This window comes from uncultured Porphyromonas sp. (assembly GCF_905372525.1).
Taxonomy (GTDB): domain Bacteria; phylum Bacteroidota; class Bacteroidia; order Bacteroidales; family Porphyromonadaceae; genus Porphyromonas.
The window spans coordinates 1-17072 of record NZ_CAJPPN010000048.1 but is presented as its reverse complement, the minus strand read 5'-3'; the positions used below and the strand labels follow the sequence as shown (position 1 = coordinate 17072).

Sequence of the window (17072 nt, the reverse complement as noted above, 5' to 3'; positions counted from 1 at the left end):
GTGGTCTGTGGAGGGGTAGGGGATGGACGGGACTGGGGTACAGTCCGTGGTATAGGGGCGAGGGCTAGGTAGGGCTGGGGTAGGTGCAGTCCGCGGTATAGGGGCGAGAGCTAGGTAGGGCTGGATGATGGTCAGGGGTAGGGAGGTGGGGACTAGATAGGCCTCGGGAGGATGCGGTCTGTGGAGGTGTAGGAGCGTGGCTAGGGGAGACTAGGGGGGATCGGCTATCCTTATTAGGCGGCGAAAGAGTACCTTTGTAGACATTTTTAAAGGTAATGGCACGGAAATTAATAGACCTCCTACAGGGGGTAAACTATAAGACAACAAGTCCCGTAGAGGAACTTGAGCAGACAGAGATCCTACAGATCACCGAGGACTCCAGACGGGTCGCACCAGGGACACTCTTCGTCGCCCTGCGTGGGGTACATGCCGACGGGCACCTCTTCGTCCCCAGCGCTATCGAGGCTGGTGCCGTAGCAGTCCTCGTCGAGGAGCTCCCCCTCGACCCTCAGCCCCATACCCTATATATAGAGGTAGAGAGCACGGCAGAGGCACTCGGTATCATGAGCTCTCATTGGTATGGTGACCCTTCGGAGGAACTCACCGTCGTCGGGGTGACTGGGACCAACGGCAAGACGACGATCGCTACACTGCTCTTCCGTCTCTTCCGTTCGGCAGGTTACCGCTGTGGGCTCATTAGCACGGTATGCAACTACGTGGAGGATGAGGCGATCCCCTCGACCCACACTACGCCCTCCGCCCCCGAGCTACAGAAGCTCCTCGGGCGAATGAGGGATGCAGGCTGCACCCATGTCTTTATGGAGGTGAGCTCGCATGCGCTCGCCCAGCACCGTGTAGCTGGTGTACACTACCGTGGGGGAATCTTTACGAACCTGACCCGTGATCACCTAGACTATCATGGCACCTTCGCCGAGTATCTGAGGGCAAAGAAGAGCTTCTTCGACCAGCTGGACAAGGAGGCCTTTGCCCTAACGAATGTCGATGACAAGAATGGGCTCGTGATGCTCCAGAACACTCGAGCTAAGCGATACACCTATGCGCTGAGGAGCTCGGCCGACTACAAGGCTCGTATCCTAGAGTGCCACCCCTACGGCACGGAGATCGAGCTAGGAGGACGGCAGGTGCTCATCCGACTGATCGGAGAGTTTAATGTCTACAATATGCTCGCCGTCTACTCCACCGCCCTACTACTCGGCATGGATCGGGACGAGGTGCTCCGACGGGCGAGCGAACTGACAGCAGTGGATGGACGCTTCCAGACTCTGCTCTCGCCCCGCCGTGGCTACACCGCCATCGTAGACTATGCACATACACCCGATGCCCTCATCAATGTCCTAGAGACGATCCACGAGATCAAGGGCGAGGGTGCCCAGGTACTCTGTGTCGTAGGCTGTGGGGGCGATCGAGACCGAGGGAAGCGTCCCATCATGGCTCACGAGGCTGCACTGCGCTGTGACCGCCTCCTGCTGACCTCGGACAATCCCCGTACCGAACGCCCCGAGGCCATCATCGAGGAGATGAAGGCCGGGCTTAGCCCCGAGGAACTCTCCCGCACACTCACCATCACCGACCGAGCCGAGGCGATACGCACGGCCACCATGCTCGCTGGGCAGGGGGACATCATCCTCATAGCGGGCAAGGGGCATGAGACCTATCAGGAGATCGGAGGCGTACGCCATCACTTCGATGATCGAGAGGTCGTCCTAGAGCAGATCTCCCACGAAGCATAAAATCACCCAAACGCAAACGAAACATGATCTATCACTTAGTCGATTTTCTCTCTGACCAGGGGATTGTCTTCCCCTTCTCTCGTCTCTTTACCTACGTCTCCTTTCGTGTGGGTATGGCGATCATCCTCGCCCTACTCATCAGTACGATCTGGGGGAGTCGGCTCATCAAGTACCTACGACGTAGGCAGATCGGTGAGCTCGTGAGGGATCTGGGGCTAGAGGGAGAACAGACCAAGAAGGGTACCCCTACGATGGGCGGTATCATCATCATCCTAGCTATCCTCATCCCCACGCTCCTCTTCGCTCGCCTGGATAATATCTATATCATCCTGATGATCGTGACGACCATCCTGATGGGACTACTGGGCTTCGCCGACGACTACATCAAGGTCTTCAAGAAGGATAAGAATGGACTGAAGGAGCACTACAAGATCCTCGGGCAGCTCGTCCTCGGTCTCATCGTCGGGGTGACGCTCTACCTCAGCCCCTCGGTCGTGATCAAGCGCAATAGCGAGGTCGTACGAGCCGGGAACGTCCGAGAGATCCGCTTCGAGACGACCGACACGAAGAGCTTCCAGACCTCGGTACCCTTCGTCAAGGGCAATAACCTCGACTACTCCGAGATCCTACCTGTCGATGACCCAGGGGTGAAGAAGATCCTTGGGGTGACGATCTTCATCCTGATGACGGTCGCTGTCGTGATGCTCCTATCCAATGGGGTGAACCTCACTGATGGGGTCGATGGGCTCGCCTCTGGCTCCTCGGCGATCGTTGGGGTTGTGCTTGGGATATTGGCCTACGTCTCCTCGCACCACGATATGGCTGGGTATCTGAATACGATGTTTATCCCCGGGGCTGAGGAGCTCGTGATCTTCGCCGCTACCCTCGTGGGGGCGACTGTGGGCTTCCTGTGGTACAATTCTTACCCAGCCCAGGTCTTCATGGGGGATACGGGGAGCCTTGCCCTAGGGGGGATCATCGGAGTCTTTGCGATCCTCATTCGCAAGGAGCTCCTACTGCCTATCCTCTGCGGGATCTTCATCGCAGAGTTTACCTCTTCGTTCATCCAGCGCTTCTACTATAAGTACACCCGCCATCGTACGGGCACCGGGGTACGCGTCTTCAAGATGGCCCCTCTACACCACCACTTCCAGCTCCCCGGTGGAGCAGCGACCAATAGTCTGCTGAAGCGGCCTGTGGACAAGGTGCCCGAGGCTAAGCTCACCATGCGCTTCTGGCTCATAGGGATCATCCTAGCGGTGCTCACCATCGTGACCCTCAAGATCCGCTAGCCCCAGCCCATGATCCAGATAGAGGATAAGATCGTCAGCCAAGACGTCTTCGATGTGCTCTTTGCCTGTGACTATGCTGCCTGCAAGGGAGCCTGCTGTGTGGAGGGTGATAGCGGAGCGCCCCTAGAGCCCGGGGAGGCAGAGCTCCTGAGGCGGTACCTGCCCCTCGTCGAGCATCTCCTATCGCCACAGGCACGGGCGATCATCGCTGAGCAGGGCGTGAGCTACCTAGATGAGGATGGGGACGAGGTGACCTCGATCGTGGAGGGCAAGGACTGCGTCTTCACGACCTACGATGAGCACGGCAACTGCCAGTGCGCCTTCGAGAAGGTCTACTACGAGGGCAAGAGCGACTTCATCAAGCCCCTCAGCTGTCAGCTCTACCCCATCCGCTTGACACGCTATCCCGACTTCACCGCAGTGAACTACCACAAGTGGTCTCTCTGCAAGTGCGCTCTCAAGCGTGGCCGCCAGCTCCAGCTCCCCGTCTACCAGTTCCTCAAGGCACCCCTGATCCGAGCCTTCGGAGAGGAGTGGTACACCCAGCTGGAGGAGGTCGCAGCGCTCCTGCGGGAGGAGGCTGAGGGCACTATCCAGCCAGAGCCCTAGGCTGAGGGGAGGCTCATCGAGCACCTCACCTATATATACCCTATAATAGTAGGTAAGAGAGGCTACTAACTGATTTTTTGTATCTTTGCACCGCTTTGCGCAATCTCTGTCAGGAAGAAACGACTCGTGTGGCCTGTTATATTGCGTTTGGTGTAGTACTAATCAAATAAGCTAAAGGACAAAGAAATGGACTTTATTAAGATCGTCAATGAGGCTTTCGCCACGGGCAAGAGCCACCCATCCTTCCGCAGTGGGGATACCATCACGGTAGACTACCGCATCAGCGAAGGTGGTAAGGAACGTATCCAGCGCTACCGTGGTGTGGTCATCCGTATCAGCGGACATGGCGACAAGAAGCGCTTCACAGTGCGCAAGATCTCCGAGGGTGTAGGTGTAGAACGTATCTTCACCCTAGAGAGCCCCTTCATCGAGAAGATCACCGTAGAGAAGCTCGGTAAGGTACGTCGTGCTAAGCTCTACTACCTCCGCGCCCTCACGGGTAAGAAGGCTCGTATCAAGGAGCGTCGCGTGAGCGTCGAGAAGTAATCACTCTGCTACACTCCACTACTGAGTGTGCGAGACTTACTTGATAAGCATCCTAGCCTCACTGCCACCTAGCTGGCGGTGGGGCTAGCTTCGTTTGTTAGCCTCCGATAGAGACTGGAGGCTGACGTAGCATCCTAAATAATAATCACCACAATGAACGCAACACATCTCCTACTCACCACCCTGATTTCGGGTAGCCTGCTCTCTCTCGGCTCGTGTGCCGACCCGATGGCAGAGAAGGAGGCTATCTCCCACCTGCGCCAAGGACTAGAGGAGCGAAAGCCAGGTGTCGTGACCACCAGCCAGCGCTTCACCTTCACCCGCTGGATCGCTATCCCCAAGACGACCTTCTCCCTACCCTCTATAGCCGAGGGCGAGGATCCTGCACATACCTATTGGTCCTCGGCGAGCAATACGGGCTATAGTCTCCTAGCACAGAGCCCTACGGACTACCCAGTCATCCCACTCCAGGAGGGGGGAGTGATCCAAGGGGCACAGATACGCTCCATCAAGGGCTTCTACTTCTTCGGCGTGGGCACCAATGTGATCGCAGGGGCACTCTATTCTGGACGAGTGAACCGGGCAAATCTCGTAGCCAAGCCCCTCGAGTCTACGGAGTTTGGCCAGCCCTACTCGGCAGGAGTCCCCGATGAGATGACCTTCGTCTATCAGTACCAGGCTGGGGACAAGGTCATCCACGGACAGAACAAGACCAATATCCCTCTGCCCGCAGCGGATCGGGGAGCGGCCTCTGCCGTCTTCTATGATGTGACTCAGGATGATAGCTACCTCAATGGTACGAACCTACATACCGATCCTCGTATCCTAGTGCGTGGCTATGCCGAGCTTGCCCCCACTGAGTCGGGCAAGTGGGCGACCTATACCCTCAAGCTAGCGCCCACCGACCCGGTACGCTATGCCGCCATTGACCTCAAGAAGGGGAAGTATCGTCTAGCACTCGTCTTCTCCTCCAGCTTCCGTGGTGCAGAGTACATCGGGGCGGTAGGTAGCGAGCTCCGCCTCAAGGAGGTCACGATCAAGGATCGACCAACAAAGAAAGATTAACCCCCTAAGCCCTCTATACAGCTATGAATAGCAGACTACTCCTAGCTAGCCTCACCCTCAGCCTCCTCATACCTCGGGGGCTCGCCGCTAGCACTACTGACGATCAGACACCACGCTCTCCCTTCGCTCTAGGGCTACACCTAGGCTTCAACCTCGGAGGTGCACTCCCCCCGACCGTGCCGAAGCCCGTGGAGAAGGTCATGCACTTCAACCTCGGTGCTGCGCCCAACGTCGGGATCGACCTCTCCTATCGTCTCTCACCTACCAGCCCCTTTGCCCTGGCTACGGGGATCGAGTACGAGGGCAAGGGCTTCTATGCCACAGTGCGTGCCAAGGATATGCCTATCCGCTACCAGAGCTCTGACCTCTCCGAGCAGCACTACACCGGGCTACAGAGTGTGGATATGAGCAACCGCTACCTCACGGTGCCCCTTGGGCTGACCTTCGATATGCCACGTGGGGGCTTCCGCTTCTATGTCGGTGGCTACTATTCGCATGCCCTCAGGCGCAGGTTCGTCGCCAAGCTCGATGGGGATGGGCTGATGGACGGCCGTCCCTACCAGCCTGGTGTCGTCCTCTCCTTCCATATCGGGGACTTCATCGTGCGTAATGATGTCGGGGTACGCTTCGGCGCTGATTACAAGCTCGACAAGCAATGGGCGGTGACGGGACGTGTGAATGTCGGACTACCGAAGCTCTTTGACTCAGGCTTTCAGGTCATGCCCTACTCCCTGCGCAATGTCTTCCTCTGCCTTGGGGTGAGCTATAGTATCACCCGCTAGCCGCTAGCCCCTTAGGGCTGGGTAACACTTCGCTCTCAGGCGACACACCCCTCGGCCTCAGGGGTGTGTCGCCTGTCTTATTTTCCCCGCTTTATCCTCCGCCCCCGAGCTATCTCTGCGCTCTTTCGGCTCTATCTCTGCGCTCTCTCCCTGCGCTCTGGGGGAGGAGCGACACTCGTATCCCCGGGGCGCAAGGCCTTAGTCTATCGGGTGGAGTGTAGGGATTTGCGTACCTTTGCACCCGCAAACCGAGTTGCTCCCCCACCAGAGACGCTCCCTCCCCCCCGAAGGCTTCCCTTCGTAGAGGTAGCTGGGGGGACGATCCACTGCGAGACACACACGGGGCTCAGCCCTCCTACTCTCCCTCTCGTCTATCTACTTGCCCGGGGCGTGATGCGCACACCCCTATGGCTCCTCGGCACGCCTTGTATATATGTACGTGTGGCACTAGCCCCCTCGGGAATTTCGCTAGGGGAGCAGTCCGCACTCCCATGTTCCATCCATATAGTATCTAAAACATTATGCACACATCTCGTCTCCTGCCCCTAGCGCTCGTGGCACTCCTCGGCGCTTGTCGCAAGGAGCTCCCTCTGCCTGCAGTGCAGGGACACATCGTTCATCTCGATCTATCGGGTACGGTCTCCTTCCCAGAGCCCTCCCAAGGTACGCTCAAGACCCTCCGCCTCCATCCCAGCACAGACACAGACGGGAAGCCCGTATGGGGTGGTACCCTGAGACTCGTCCATGACCAGACGAGGCCGATCCCCGGTATCCTATGTATCAATAATAGTGGCGGAGCTAGCCTGCAGAAGCGTGTCCTCTTCACTGCCGATCGGGACAATAAGCTATCCTATAAGGGGTCGTTTGGCCTACCCTTCCCGGGACCCTATAAGTTCTCGGCCTATATCGGCTTCGATGCCAAGACGGAGGGAGACTACGACCTACATATCCATGAGACAGACCCCAGCGCACAGCATATCCAATTCTTCGGCGATACCGACCTCGGCGAGGTGAGCCCACAGGGGGCTCGGCCGTCTGTGCGTGTGATCCTCAAGTGTGAGAACCAAGCCCTAGTACAGTCTACCTGGGATGCCGACCACTATGTCCACGAGAAGCTCTACTTCACCCTCTCGGGGAGTATCCTCCTATGTCGTGTCCTGTATGATGATCCCTCGGTGGGCTCCTCGGCAGGGGGGAAGGGTGTCCCCGAGTCAGCCCCTGAGGAGGTGATGACGCTCCGAGGCTTTGAGCTAAGAGACTTCCGTACTCTGCATCCACAGCTGAAGTTTAATTGGCGGGATAGTCGCTTCGAGCTCCTCTTTGATCCCGCGACCACACCGGTCTACTATCCACTACGTGAGCCAGCTGTGATCCATTACCGTGGCTATGCCCCAGCCGTAGACCCCAGTGACCCCGATCCCACGGGCAAGAGGTCTGCTCCCCGATACCTCATCTATATCCCTCAGGGGTCTAAGGGGCTCCTCAAGGCAAAGCTCGAGCACGGCAGTGGGCAGAAGAATATCGAGGCAGGGGACGGTGAGTACCACCTCGTCACTATTAGAGCCTTTTACAACTAGCTATGCCACTCACCAACCCATCCCCCGCACCCGCCTCTACCCCGATCGGGGAGCAGGCGGCACCACATCCCGATCCTAACGAATATAGAGTACATACCATCATGTCCACCATAGCCAAAGAACCCTACGAGGCCCCACGTGCCGTATCCTACATGCTCCCAGCGGGAGATCTCCTCCGCTCCTTCTCCGAGGTCAAGGAGGGGAATGTCGATGACGTATGGGAGGGAAGGGACTATGACGACTAAGTCCTATCCCGAGCCACGTCGTCGCTCCCCCAGCATCTACCCAGAGTAGACACTAGGCGCCACGACATATCCACCCTCGTAATGTGACTACCCCGAGTAGCACCTCCCCCGCTCTGTCGGGGAGGGCTACTCGGGGTAGTCACATGATGGGGGTGACCCTAGATAGAGCCTAGGTGGGGTAGGGGGCTACTCATCGACGATGAGGTTGTCGATGATGAAGCTCTGACGCTCGGGGGTGTTCTTGCCCATGTAGAAGAGCAGGAGGTTCGCTAGGTTGTCCTCCTTGCGCAGGCGAACGGGGTCAAGCTTGATGTTCTCCTCGCTGATCCAGTCCTTGAACTGCTCGGGAGAGATCTCCCCGAGCCCCTTGAAGCGGGTGACGAGGGCACGCTTGCCGAGCTTCTTCAGCGCAGCCTGCTTCTGTGCCTCGTTGTAGCAATAGATGTTGGTGACGAGCTCCTCGGCTTGGGGGGCTTCCTCCTTCTTCTTCCGCCCTCGCTTCTTCGGGGCGGGGGAGCTGGACATGAAGTTGTCGGTCTTCTTGTGCTCCTTGGGGAGGAAGACACGGAAGAGTGGTGTCTCGAGGATGAAGACATGCCCACGGCGCACGAGCTCGGGGAAGAACTGGAGGAAGAAGGTGATCAGTAGCAGGCGGATGTGCATCCCGTCGTCATCGGCATCGGTGGCGATGATAATGCGGTTGTAGCGCAGTCCCTCTAGGCCGTCCTCGATGTTGAGTGCAGCCTGTAGGAGGTTGAATTCCTCATTCTCATAGACGACCTTCTTGGTCTGGCCGTAGCAGTTCAGAGGCTTGCCTCGGAGCGAGAATACGGCTTGGTAGTGCGGGTCACGGCAGGTGGTGATGGAGCCACTAGCGGAGTTCCCCTCGGTGATGAATAGGCTGGTGCGCTCGGGCTCCTTGGCCTTGGGGTCGTTGAGGTGGATGGTGCAGTCTCGGAGCTTCTTGTTGTGCAGGCTGGCCTTCTTGGCACGCTCACGGGCGAGCTTTGCCACACCACTGAGTGCCTTGCGCTCCCGCTCGCTCTCCTGGATCTTCTGCAGCATGATGGCGGTGTCCTCTGCATGGATGTGGAGGTAGTTGTCCAGCTCCTTGCCGAGGAAGTCATTGAGGAACTTCTGTATGCTACGTCCCCCAGGCTCCATATCCTTGGATCCTAGCTTGGTCTTGGTCTGGCTCTCGAAGACAGGTTCCTCGACCTTGATACTGATGGCGGCAGCCATGCCGTAGCGGATGTCTCGGTAGTCGAAGTTCTTGCCGAAGAAGTCCTTGATCACACGAGCCACAGCCTCGCGGAAGGCCGAGAGGTGTGTACCGCCCTGCGTAGTGTTCTGCCCATTGACGAAGCTGTAGAAGTCTTCCCCGACCTGATTGGTGTGGGTGAGGACGATCTCGACGTCCTCGTCCTTGAGGTGGATGATGGGGTAGAGGGCTTCGTCGGTCATGTTCTCCGCTAGGAGGTCTGCTAGACCCTGCTTGGAGAGGTAACGCTCGCCGTTGTAGATGAGCGTAAGGCCAGCGTTGAGGTAGGAGTAGTTCTTGATCATCGCCACGACGAACTCATCGTTGTAGGCATAGCCCTTGAAGAGCTCTTCGTCGGGGCGGAAGACGACCCGTGTCCCCGTGGGTTCGTCGCTGGGGGTGGGATCGGTCTCCTCCAGGAGGTGGGCATGGGAGTAGCGAACGGTCTTGGTCAGTCCCTCACGCCAGACGGTGATCTCGCAGTGGATGGAGAGGGCATTGACGGCCTTGATCCCCACACCATTGAGCCCTACGGACTTCTTGAAGGCCTTGGAGTCGATCTTACCCCCGGTGTTCATCTTGCTCGTGGCATCGATGAGCTTGCCCAGGGGGATACCTCGGCCGTAGTCACGTACGGTGACTAGCCCGTCGGCGATGGTGACCTCGATCTTCTTGCCAGCGCCCATGACGTACTCGTCGATGGAGTTATCCAGCACCTCCTTGAGCAGGACATAGATCCCATCGTCGGCGTGGGTACCATCGCCTAGCTTACCGATATACATCCCAGGGCGGCGACGAATATGTTCGTCCCACTCTAGGGTCTTGATGTCACTATCGCTGTAGTTTACCGTTTGCTCGTCTAGCATGTTTGTTGCCGTTGTATGTGGGGATTTCGGGGGTCAAAGATACGAAAAGAGGAGCATCCCTACCTGACTTTCTCCCCGTGAAAGCCCCTCGGTGTCCCTCTCTGTGAGCCTCATACCTCTGCTGTAGCACGCTCCCTGAGGGGGCTCTTGTGGGCATAGTAAGACCCCTGTTGCGATCATACCGAGAGCCCTCCTGTCACCTTACATAGGTGACGAGGACGATCATACCGAGAGCCCTTCCGTCACCTTACATAGGTGATTGGGACGATCATACCGAGAGCCCAATGCACCCCTCGGAGTGTAAGATACATAGAGTGTTAGGGTGGGGTGAGGGCTCTGCCGGATCTCGGTAGAGGGAGTAGAGGTGGAGATGGACTCGAGAATGACTTTGCAAAAAAAATAGGGATACTTATTGCATTGTTACTTCTTTTTAATATCTTTGCACCTGGATTTTAAAGTTTCCGCCTGTATTAGGGGGCGAAGAGAAGGTTTGGGAGGTTCCCAGCATAAGCGATCATGCCGAGCCTTATTCTTCATATTGGAGACAAGATTTCCGCAAGAGATTGTAAAGCACCCAGCATAGACATCACAAGAGTGCTGACAGGTAGATGTGGCCTGCCAGAGGACTCGTCTGCGACTAGTGCTGAGCGTAGTCTACGCTGAGCTGTATGGCGTAGGATGCGACGAATTGGAATAAATCATACAGCTTTTTTATCACTGTCAATGAAGAAAAGTATTCTAATGCTTGCCTCCCTAGCACTCCTGAGTGCCTGTGGCAAGGAAGCAAACGAACCCGTAGTGAAGCAGACCCAGCAGGAGCAGGCCGGTGATCGTATCACCATCGCCCTGAATGGGACCATCGATGAGGACATGGCTAAGGCCCTTTCGTACGAGACCTATACCGGTGCTAACGGAAAGACCGCCTACTCACCTGTCTTCAGTGAGGATGAGATCCCTGCCCTCCTCTGTATCTACAACAACGATGAGGACTACCTCATAACAAAAGGGGATAATGTCCCCTATCAGATGCGTGAGGTCATGCTCACCCTCCGGAAGCAGACTGTCGGAGGTCGTACGGTGACTACCTTCGAGTGCAAGACGGAAGCTCCACGAACCACACAGGGGCAGTTCACCCTCCCATCATCTGGTCTTAGACGCACCACGGACAAGGTCTGGCTCGATCCCGAGAAGATGAGTGCAACCCTAGTCGTTGGCTTCAATAAGACTGGTCTAGCCCACAAGGATGGTGTCTGGTCCGATCAGAAGGTGGCACCAGAAGACGCCCTCTACACCTATGGTGCGAATGACCTCGACCTCACTAAGCCGATCCCCTACGTAGTGGAGAACGATGCACCTCGGGGTAGCCATAGTACTCGCCCTGTCTTCGTCGCTGAGAATATCAAGCCCGTCCTAGCCTCTGAAAACTACAAGGACAAGGTGAACAATCACCCCTATATCCTCTTCCCCAATATCAAGCTCAAGATGAAGGGGGTAATTCTCCGTGCCACAGTTAAGAATAACAGTGCCTATATGGAGAGCCTAAAGCCTTGGGGACTGAAGGTCGATGGGGTAGGGCGTGCCTCTCTCCGAATGGAAGAGCCCACAATCGCACCAGTTAGAAAGAATGGGAAGACCGTCAATGTCCTCCTCCCTCTACTCATCACGCCTCAGGTAGGCGATGATGATCATCCAGAGCGTAACTACACGGTTTACCTCACTAACAGGGAGGCTCTATCACGAGACGAGAGCAGAGAGTATGTGATCTATATGCCCATCGCTACCAGCCTACTCGCTGATCGTGAGAGCAAGAATGCCTCTGGTCCCTCGATCCAGGTGCTCTATCGCAACGGAAACAACGAGCTCATCAAGGGAAGAACCACGTACCTCAGTCCCCTCAAGAAGGAGAAGGAAGGTATCGTAGTCTCTACGACCCTTGACATGGTAGGTCACTAATCACCCTAATGAAGCAAGTAACGAACATGAATATACAGAAGGAAATATATCAACAGCCGCAGGCCGAGATCTTCGAGCTCAACCATGGTCTTAGCTTCCTCATTGGTTTCTCCGTTGGTGGGGAGATCGAAGGGATCGAGGACGGTGGCGACTGGAACGACAATATCTAGTCACCCCTAGAGGGTTTGGCCTCGGTCGATCCTCCTGAGTGGGGCTACAGCCCCTAGCTGAAGAAGTATAATGCCCATCACCCCAGAGCGGGGTGGTGGGCATTGTCGCTATCTAGGGAGGAAGGGGCGAGTGGGGGGGAGTGCGGGCTTTGTGTACCTTTGTGTCACTATGATGGCTATGATACCAACGGAGAGCGTGCAGGAGCAGTGCGTGCAGGCTCTAGCCCTACAGCTGGCAGGCCTTCGCTCTCCAGAGATCAATACCCTGCTGGGCACCCTCCCCGCACCCGATGAGCTACCACTGGAGCTACCGAGTGGGCTTGCCCTCTACGAGCAGGAGTTACAGCGCTACGGCGAGGAGGCTGAGGTGATCCTCGGGCGATGTGCCGAGCTCGGTATCGGGGTGTCCCCCTCTAGTAGTGCCTCCTACCCCCGTGTCGTACGCAGACGTCTCGGGGCACACTGCCCCCCACTCCTCTATACCCTCGGGGCACATGAGCTCCTAGGGGAGCCCAGGCGCGTGGCGGTCATCGGGACACGCATGCCCGACGGGGAGGGGCTAGCCCATGTACGCAGGGTGACTCGGGAGCTCGTCGGGCGGGGAGCTATCATCCTGAGCGGTCTAGCTCGGGGCTGTGATGCCGAGGCACACCGTACCTGCCTCGAGATAGGGGGGCGGGGTGTCGCCGTCGTCGCCACAGGACTAGATGAGACCTACCCGAGGGAGCATGCTGCGCTGCAGCGTGCTCTACTCAGGCAGGGCGGGCTCGTCCTCTCGGAGTATCCCCCGGGGAGCTCTATGGGGAGGTGGCAGTTCGTCGTCCGTGATCGCCTGCTGGCGACCCTTGCCACCGAGGTGCTGGTCGTGCAGTGTGGTCTCGAGAGCGGGACGCTCCACACCGTGCGCTTTGCCCGGAGGTATGGAGTGCCCTGCTTCGCCCAGCAGTATGAGACCTATAGTGAGGTGAGCGGAGGTAATCAATGGTTGCTCCGAGAGGGGCTTGCCCAGCCCCATCAGCTACTCCTTACCCCTAGTTAAGGCACGGTCGGAGCGTCCCGATTGCCTCGGTGGGATACCTATATATAATGGAGTCGGATCGGTGGGATAGGATACTTATGCTAACAATTTAAAGAAATCATTAGGCATTCAGTTTATTTATTCTATCTTTGCGGTAGAGAACTAGTTTTTAAACCGTCTTTAATTTAAGTCAATACAAATGGTTAGTTACAAGGAACTAGGCTTGGTCAATACACGCGAGATGTTTGCCAAGGCTATCAAGGGTGGCTATGCTATCCCTGCGTTCAACTTCAATAACATGGAGCAGCTCCAGGCTATCATCGGAGCTGTCGTGGAAACGAAGTCCCCCGTCATCCTCCAGGTCTCCAGTGGCGCACGTAAGTACGCTAACCAAACGCTCCTGCGCTATATGGCTCAGGGTGCTGTCGAGTACGCAAAGGAGCTCGGCTGCCCCAACCCCCAGATCGCTCTACACCTCGACCACGGTGATAGCCTAGAGCTCTGCAAGAGCTGTATCCAGATGGGCTTCTCCTCTGTCATGATCGACGGCTCACACCTCCCCTATGACGAGAATGTCGCCCTGACACGCTCTGTCGTCGAGTATGCCCACCAGTACGACGTCACCGTAGAGGGTGAGCTCGGCGTACTCGCTGGTATCGAGGACGATGTCGTAGCAGAGCACCACACCTACACCGAGCCTGCCGAGGTCATCGACTTCGTCAGCAAGACGGGTGTAGACTCGCTGGCTATCTCCATCGGTACGTCGCACGGGGCAAACAAGTTCACCCCCGAGCAGTGCAAGCGTGACGCCAACGGGATCCTCGTACCTCCCCCTCTGCGCTTCGACATCCTCGCTGAGATCGAAAAGCAGATCCCTGGCTTCCCCATCGTGCTCCACGGCTCTTCCTCTGTCCCCCAGGACGAGGTCGCTACGATCAACCAGTACGGTGGTGCTCTGAAGGACGCTGTCGGTATCCCCGAAGAACAGCTCCGTCAGGCTGCTAAGAGCGCTGTGTGCAAGATCAACATCGACTCCGATGGTCGTCTGGCTATGACGGCTGCTATCCGTAAGGTCTTCGCTACGAACCCTGCTGAGTTCGACCCACGTAAGTACCTCGGTCCAGCTCGTGAGTCGCTCAAGAAGCTCTACATGCACAAGATCATCAACGTCCTTGGCTCTAACGACCGCCTCTAGTCGGTAGCCCAAGTACCCTCCCTCACTAGACGGGCTCGTCTGGTGAGCCCCCAGAGCGACAGCTCGGCACCGAGGTAGCCTCCACGCTCCTCAGTGTCGGGCTGTCCTCTATATTATATATAGGTATGTGGGCACGTATGGGTATAGTAGCTCTGGGGGGAGGAGTGTCCCCCGTCGGGGAGTCGTCCTCGGGGGGGAGGGGAGTGATCCCCTCCCCTTTCTTGTCGCTAGAGTGCGGGTATATCCCTTAGAATGCGTACCTTTGGGCATAGTGAAATCTTCTAACATCAATTTATCGTCGCTATGGACTTGATTCAAGACATCATTGACAGGGCTAAAGCTAACCCTCAGCACATCGTATTCCCCGAAGGCACAGAAGAACGTACCCTCAAGGCCGCTGACCGTCTCCTACGTGACGGCGTCGTCCGCCTCACGCTCATCGGTGACCCCTACTCCATCCGCTCTCGTGCGCATGACCTCGGCCTACGCAATATCGAGAAGGCGACGCTGCTAGACCCCAAGAAGCACGCTAAGAAGCAGGCCTACATCGACCTACTCCTACAGCTCCGCAAGTCCAAGGGCCTCACCGAGGAGCAGGCCGCTATCCTCGTCGAGGATCCTCTCTACCTCGGCTGCCTCATGATCAAGGCTGGTGATGCGGACGGAGAGCTCGCAGGAGCTATCAACGCTACGGGGGACGTCCTACGTCCTGCCCTACAGATCATCAAGACTACCCCAGGGATCAGCTGTGTGAGCGGTATCTTCATGATGTTCCTCCCCCATGGTGACTATGGCGACAACGGCCTACTCCTCTTCGCCGACTGCGCCGTGATGCCTAATCCTACGGCTACCGAGCTCGCACAGATCGCTATCTCCTCCGCTGAGTCCGCTCGGGCTATCGCAGGTATAGAGCCACGTATCGCTATGCTTAGCTTCTCCACCAAGGGGAGTGCACACCACGAGATGGTCGACAAGGTCGTCGAGGCTACCCGCCTAGCCAAGGAGCAGGCTCCCGACCTCCAGCTCGATGGCGAGCTCCAGCTCGACGCCGCCCTCGTGGGCAAGGTCGCTGCCCTCAAAGCTCCCGGTAGCCCCGTGGCAGGTAAGGCCAACGTCCTCATCTTCCCCACGCTCGAGGCGGGGAATATTGGCTACAAGCTCGTCCAGCGTCTAGCCGGTGCCGAGGCTGTAGGACCGATCCTACAGGGTATGGCTGCCCCCGTCAATGACCTAAGCCGTGGTGCCTCCGTAGAGGATATCTACAAGATGGCTGCTATCACAGCTAATCAGTCCATAGCCCTCAAGGCCAAGAAGGGCTAGACTCATCCGCCCCTCCCCACAACACAGAATACCTATCTTATGAAGATTTTAGTCCTCAACTGCGGTAGCTCCTCACTGAAGTTTGCCCTCATCGAGCTCCCCACCTACCGGGTACTCACCTCGGGCAACGAAGAGCGTGTAGGCATCACTGACCCCTTCATCACCTTCCGTAAGCCAGACGGCAAGAAGGAGGAGCGTCACCTCGACATCCCCAACCACACCCGTGGCGTAGAGATCATCCTGGACATCCTCCGGGAGGAGCACTTCGTCGAGTCCTTTGACGAGATCGACGCCATCGGGCACCGCCTCGTGCATGGTGGCGAACGCTTCGCCCAGAGCGTGCGTATCACCCCCGAGGTTATCGATAAGCTCCACGAGTGCGCCCAGCTAGCTCCGCTCCACAACCCTGCGAACATCCTAGGGATCGAGGCGGTGACGAAGGTCCTGCCCAATACTCCTCAGGTCGGGGTCTTCGATACGGCCTTCCACCAGACGATGCCCGAGCATGCCTATATGTATGCCCTCCCCTATGCCTTCTATGAGAAGTACCGCATCCGCCGCTATGGCTTCCACGGTACGAGCCACGACTTCGTCAGTCGCCGTGGTGCAGAGATCGCAGGTATCGACCTAGGGAACAGCCGTATCGTCACAGCACACATCGGTAGCGGTGCCTCTATGGCAGCTATCCTCAATGGGAAGAGCATCGATACCTCGATGGGACTTACCCCGAGCGAAGGCCTCATCATGGGGACACGTGCTGGGGATATAGATAGTGGGGTACTGGACTTCCTGCTCACGAAGAAGGACTTCGACCCCGAGTTCATCGCCCCCTACCTCAAGAAGGCAGACCCCAAGAAGACCACCCTCGATCCAGCCGATCTCACCTACCTACTGACCAAGAAGAGCGGTATCTCGGGTATCGGCACTCAGGGCTCAGACATGCGTGACATCGCCAAGGCTGCCGAGGGCGGAAGCCACCGAGATGCCCTAGCCCTAGCGATGCATGCCTATCGGATCAAGAAGTACGTCGGAGCCTATGCCGCTGCCCTCGGTGGGCTGGATCTGCTCGTCTTCACCGCAGGAGTAGGGGAGAACCGTCCCCCAATGCGTACCGACGTCTGTCAGGGACTAGAGTTCATGGGAATCAAGCTCGATGAGACCCTCAATGCTCAGGCCGTCGGGGGCAAGAGCATGGTGATCAGTGCGGCCGACAGCCGAGTCAAGGTCGTCGTCGTCGCTACCGACGAGGAGTACATGATCGCTAAGGATACCTACGAGATCCTCTCGAAGTAGTCTCCTCGGGACACCCTTGACGTCCCCACATATATAGAGCTACTGAGCGAGGGGCTATCCCTCCTCTTCTCCTATGGGGGAGGAGGGGGATAGCCCCTCGCCCTTGTTTATATACCCCAGCCCCTCTCC

15 protein-coding genes are annotated in these 17072 nt (G+C 57.3%); 14 read left to right on the top strand and 1 reads right to left on the bottom strand.

The annotated features are described in order from the left end of the window. Positions 1–275 precede the first annotated feature (275 nt). The 8 genes from QZ170_RS08075 (at position 276) to QZ170_RS08040 (ending at position 7867) form a co-directional block, all read left to right on the top strand. Positions 276–1751, top strand: coding sequence for a UDP-N-acetylmuramoyl-L-alanyl-D-glutamate--2,6-diaminopimelate ligase (locus QZ170_RS08075; RefSeq protein ID WP_297179678.1), 1476 nt, complete (start codon positions 276–278; stop codon positions 1749–1751). A gap of 23 nt (positions 1752–1774) precedes the next feature. Then, the gene (mraY, locus tag QZ170_RS08070; RefSeq protein WP_297179676.1) at positions 1775–3043 is read left to right on the top strand and encodes a phospho-N-acetylmuramoyl-pentapeptide-transferase; all 1269 of its coding nucleotides are present in this window, start codon (positions 1775–1777) and stop codon (positions 3041–3043) included. 9 nt (positions 3044–3052) lie between these two features. Then, positions 3053–3652, top strand: a complete 600-nt coding sequence (locus tag QZ170_RS08065) for a DUF3109 family protein (RefSeq protein WP_297179673.1) — start codon at positions 3053–3055, stop codon at positions 3650–3652. 186 nt (positions 3653–3838) lie between these two features. Beyond that, on the top strand, positions 3839–4198 hold the full coding sequence (rplS, locus tag QZ170_RS08060) for a 50S ribosomal protein L19 (RefSeq protein ID WP_297179670.1): 360 nt from the start codon (positions 3839–3841) through the stop codon (positions 4196–4198). Positions 4199–4351: 153 nt separating this feature from the next. Next, positions 4352–5263, top strand: coding sequence for a PCMD domain-containing protein (locus QZ170_RS08055; RefSeq protein ID WP_297179667.1), 912 nt, complete (start codon positions 4352–4354; stop codon positions 5261–5263). A 23-nt stretch (positions 5264–5286) separates the two neighbouring features. After that, positions 5287–6045, top strand: coding sequence for an outer membrane beta-barrel protein (locus QZ170_RS08050; protein WP_297179665.1), 759 nt, complete (start codon positions 5287–5289; stop codon positions 6043–6045). Positions 6046–6566: 521 nt separating this feature from the next. Next, the gene (locus tag QZ170_RS08045; RefSeq protein WP_297179662.1) at positions 6567–7622 is read left to right on the top strand and encodes a hypothetical protein; all 1056 of its coding nucleotides are present in this window, start codon (positions 6567–6569) and stop codon (positions 7620–7622) included. Positions 7623–7624: 2 nt separating this feature from the next. Beyond that, positions 7625–7867 (top strand): hypothetical protein, encoded by a 243-nt coding sequence (locus QZ170_RS08040; protein ID WP_297179660.1) that lies wholly within the window; start codon positions 7625–7627, stop codon positions 7865–7867. 186 nt (positions 7868–8053) lie between these two features. Here QZ170_RS08040 and QZ170_RS08035 read toward each other — a convergent pair whose 3' ends face one another. Then, complete coding sequence (locus tag QZ170_RS08035; RefSeq protein WP_297179657.1) at positions 8054–9994, bottom strand: DNA topoisomerase IV subunit B; 1941 nt, start codon at positions 9992–9994, stop codon at positions 8054–8056. A gap of 723 nt (positions 9995–10717) precedes the next feature. Here QZ170_RS08035 and QZ170_RS08030 point away from each other — a divergent pair. From QZ170_RS08030 to QZ170_RS08005, 6 genes are all read left to right on the top strand, one after another. Then, positions 10718–11947: a hypothetical protein gene (locus QZ170_RS08030; RefSeq protein WP_297179653.1), complete on the top strand. Its 1230-nt coding sequence runs from the start codon at positions 10718–10720 to the stop codon at positions 11945–11947. Between the two features lie 26 nt (positions 11948–11973). Further along, positions 11974–12117 carry a hypothetical protein gene (locus QZ170_RS08025; protein ID WP_297179651.1) on the top strand — a complete coding sequence of 48 codons (144 nt, stop codon included), beginning with the start codon at positions 11974–11976 and terminating at the stop codon, positions 12115–12117. Between the two features lie 178 nt (positions 12118–12295). After that, positions 12296–13156: a DNA-processing protein DprA gene (locus QZ170_RS08020; RefSeq protein ID WP_297179650.1), complete on the top strand. Its 861-nt coding sequence runs from the start codon at positions 12296–12298 to the stop codon at positions 13154–13156. A 178-nt stretch (positions 13157–13334) separates the two neighbouring features. Next, positions 13335–14330: a class II fructose-bisphosphate aldolase gene (locus tag QZ170_RS08015; protein ID WP_297179647.1), complete on the top strand. Its 996-nt coding sequence runs from the start codon at positions 13335–13337 to the stop codon at positions 14328–14330. A 303-nt stretch (positions 14331–14633) separates the two neighbouring features. Then, entirely contained in the window at positions 14634–15650 is a 1017-nt protein-coding gene (gene pta / locus QZ170_RS08010) for a phosphate acetyltransferase (protein ID WP_297179644.1), read from the top strand. A gap of 39 nt (positions 15651–15689) precedes the next feature. Further along, positions 15690–16943 (top strand): acetate kinase, encoded by a 1254-nt coding sequence (locus QZ170_RS08005; protein WP_297179641.1) that lies wholly within the window; start codon positions 15690–15692, stop codon positions 16941–16943. Positions 16944–17072 lie beyond the last annotated feature (129 nt).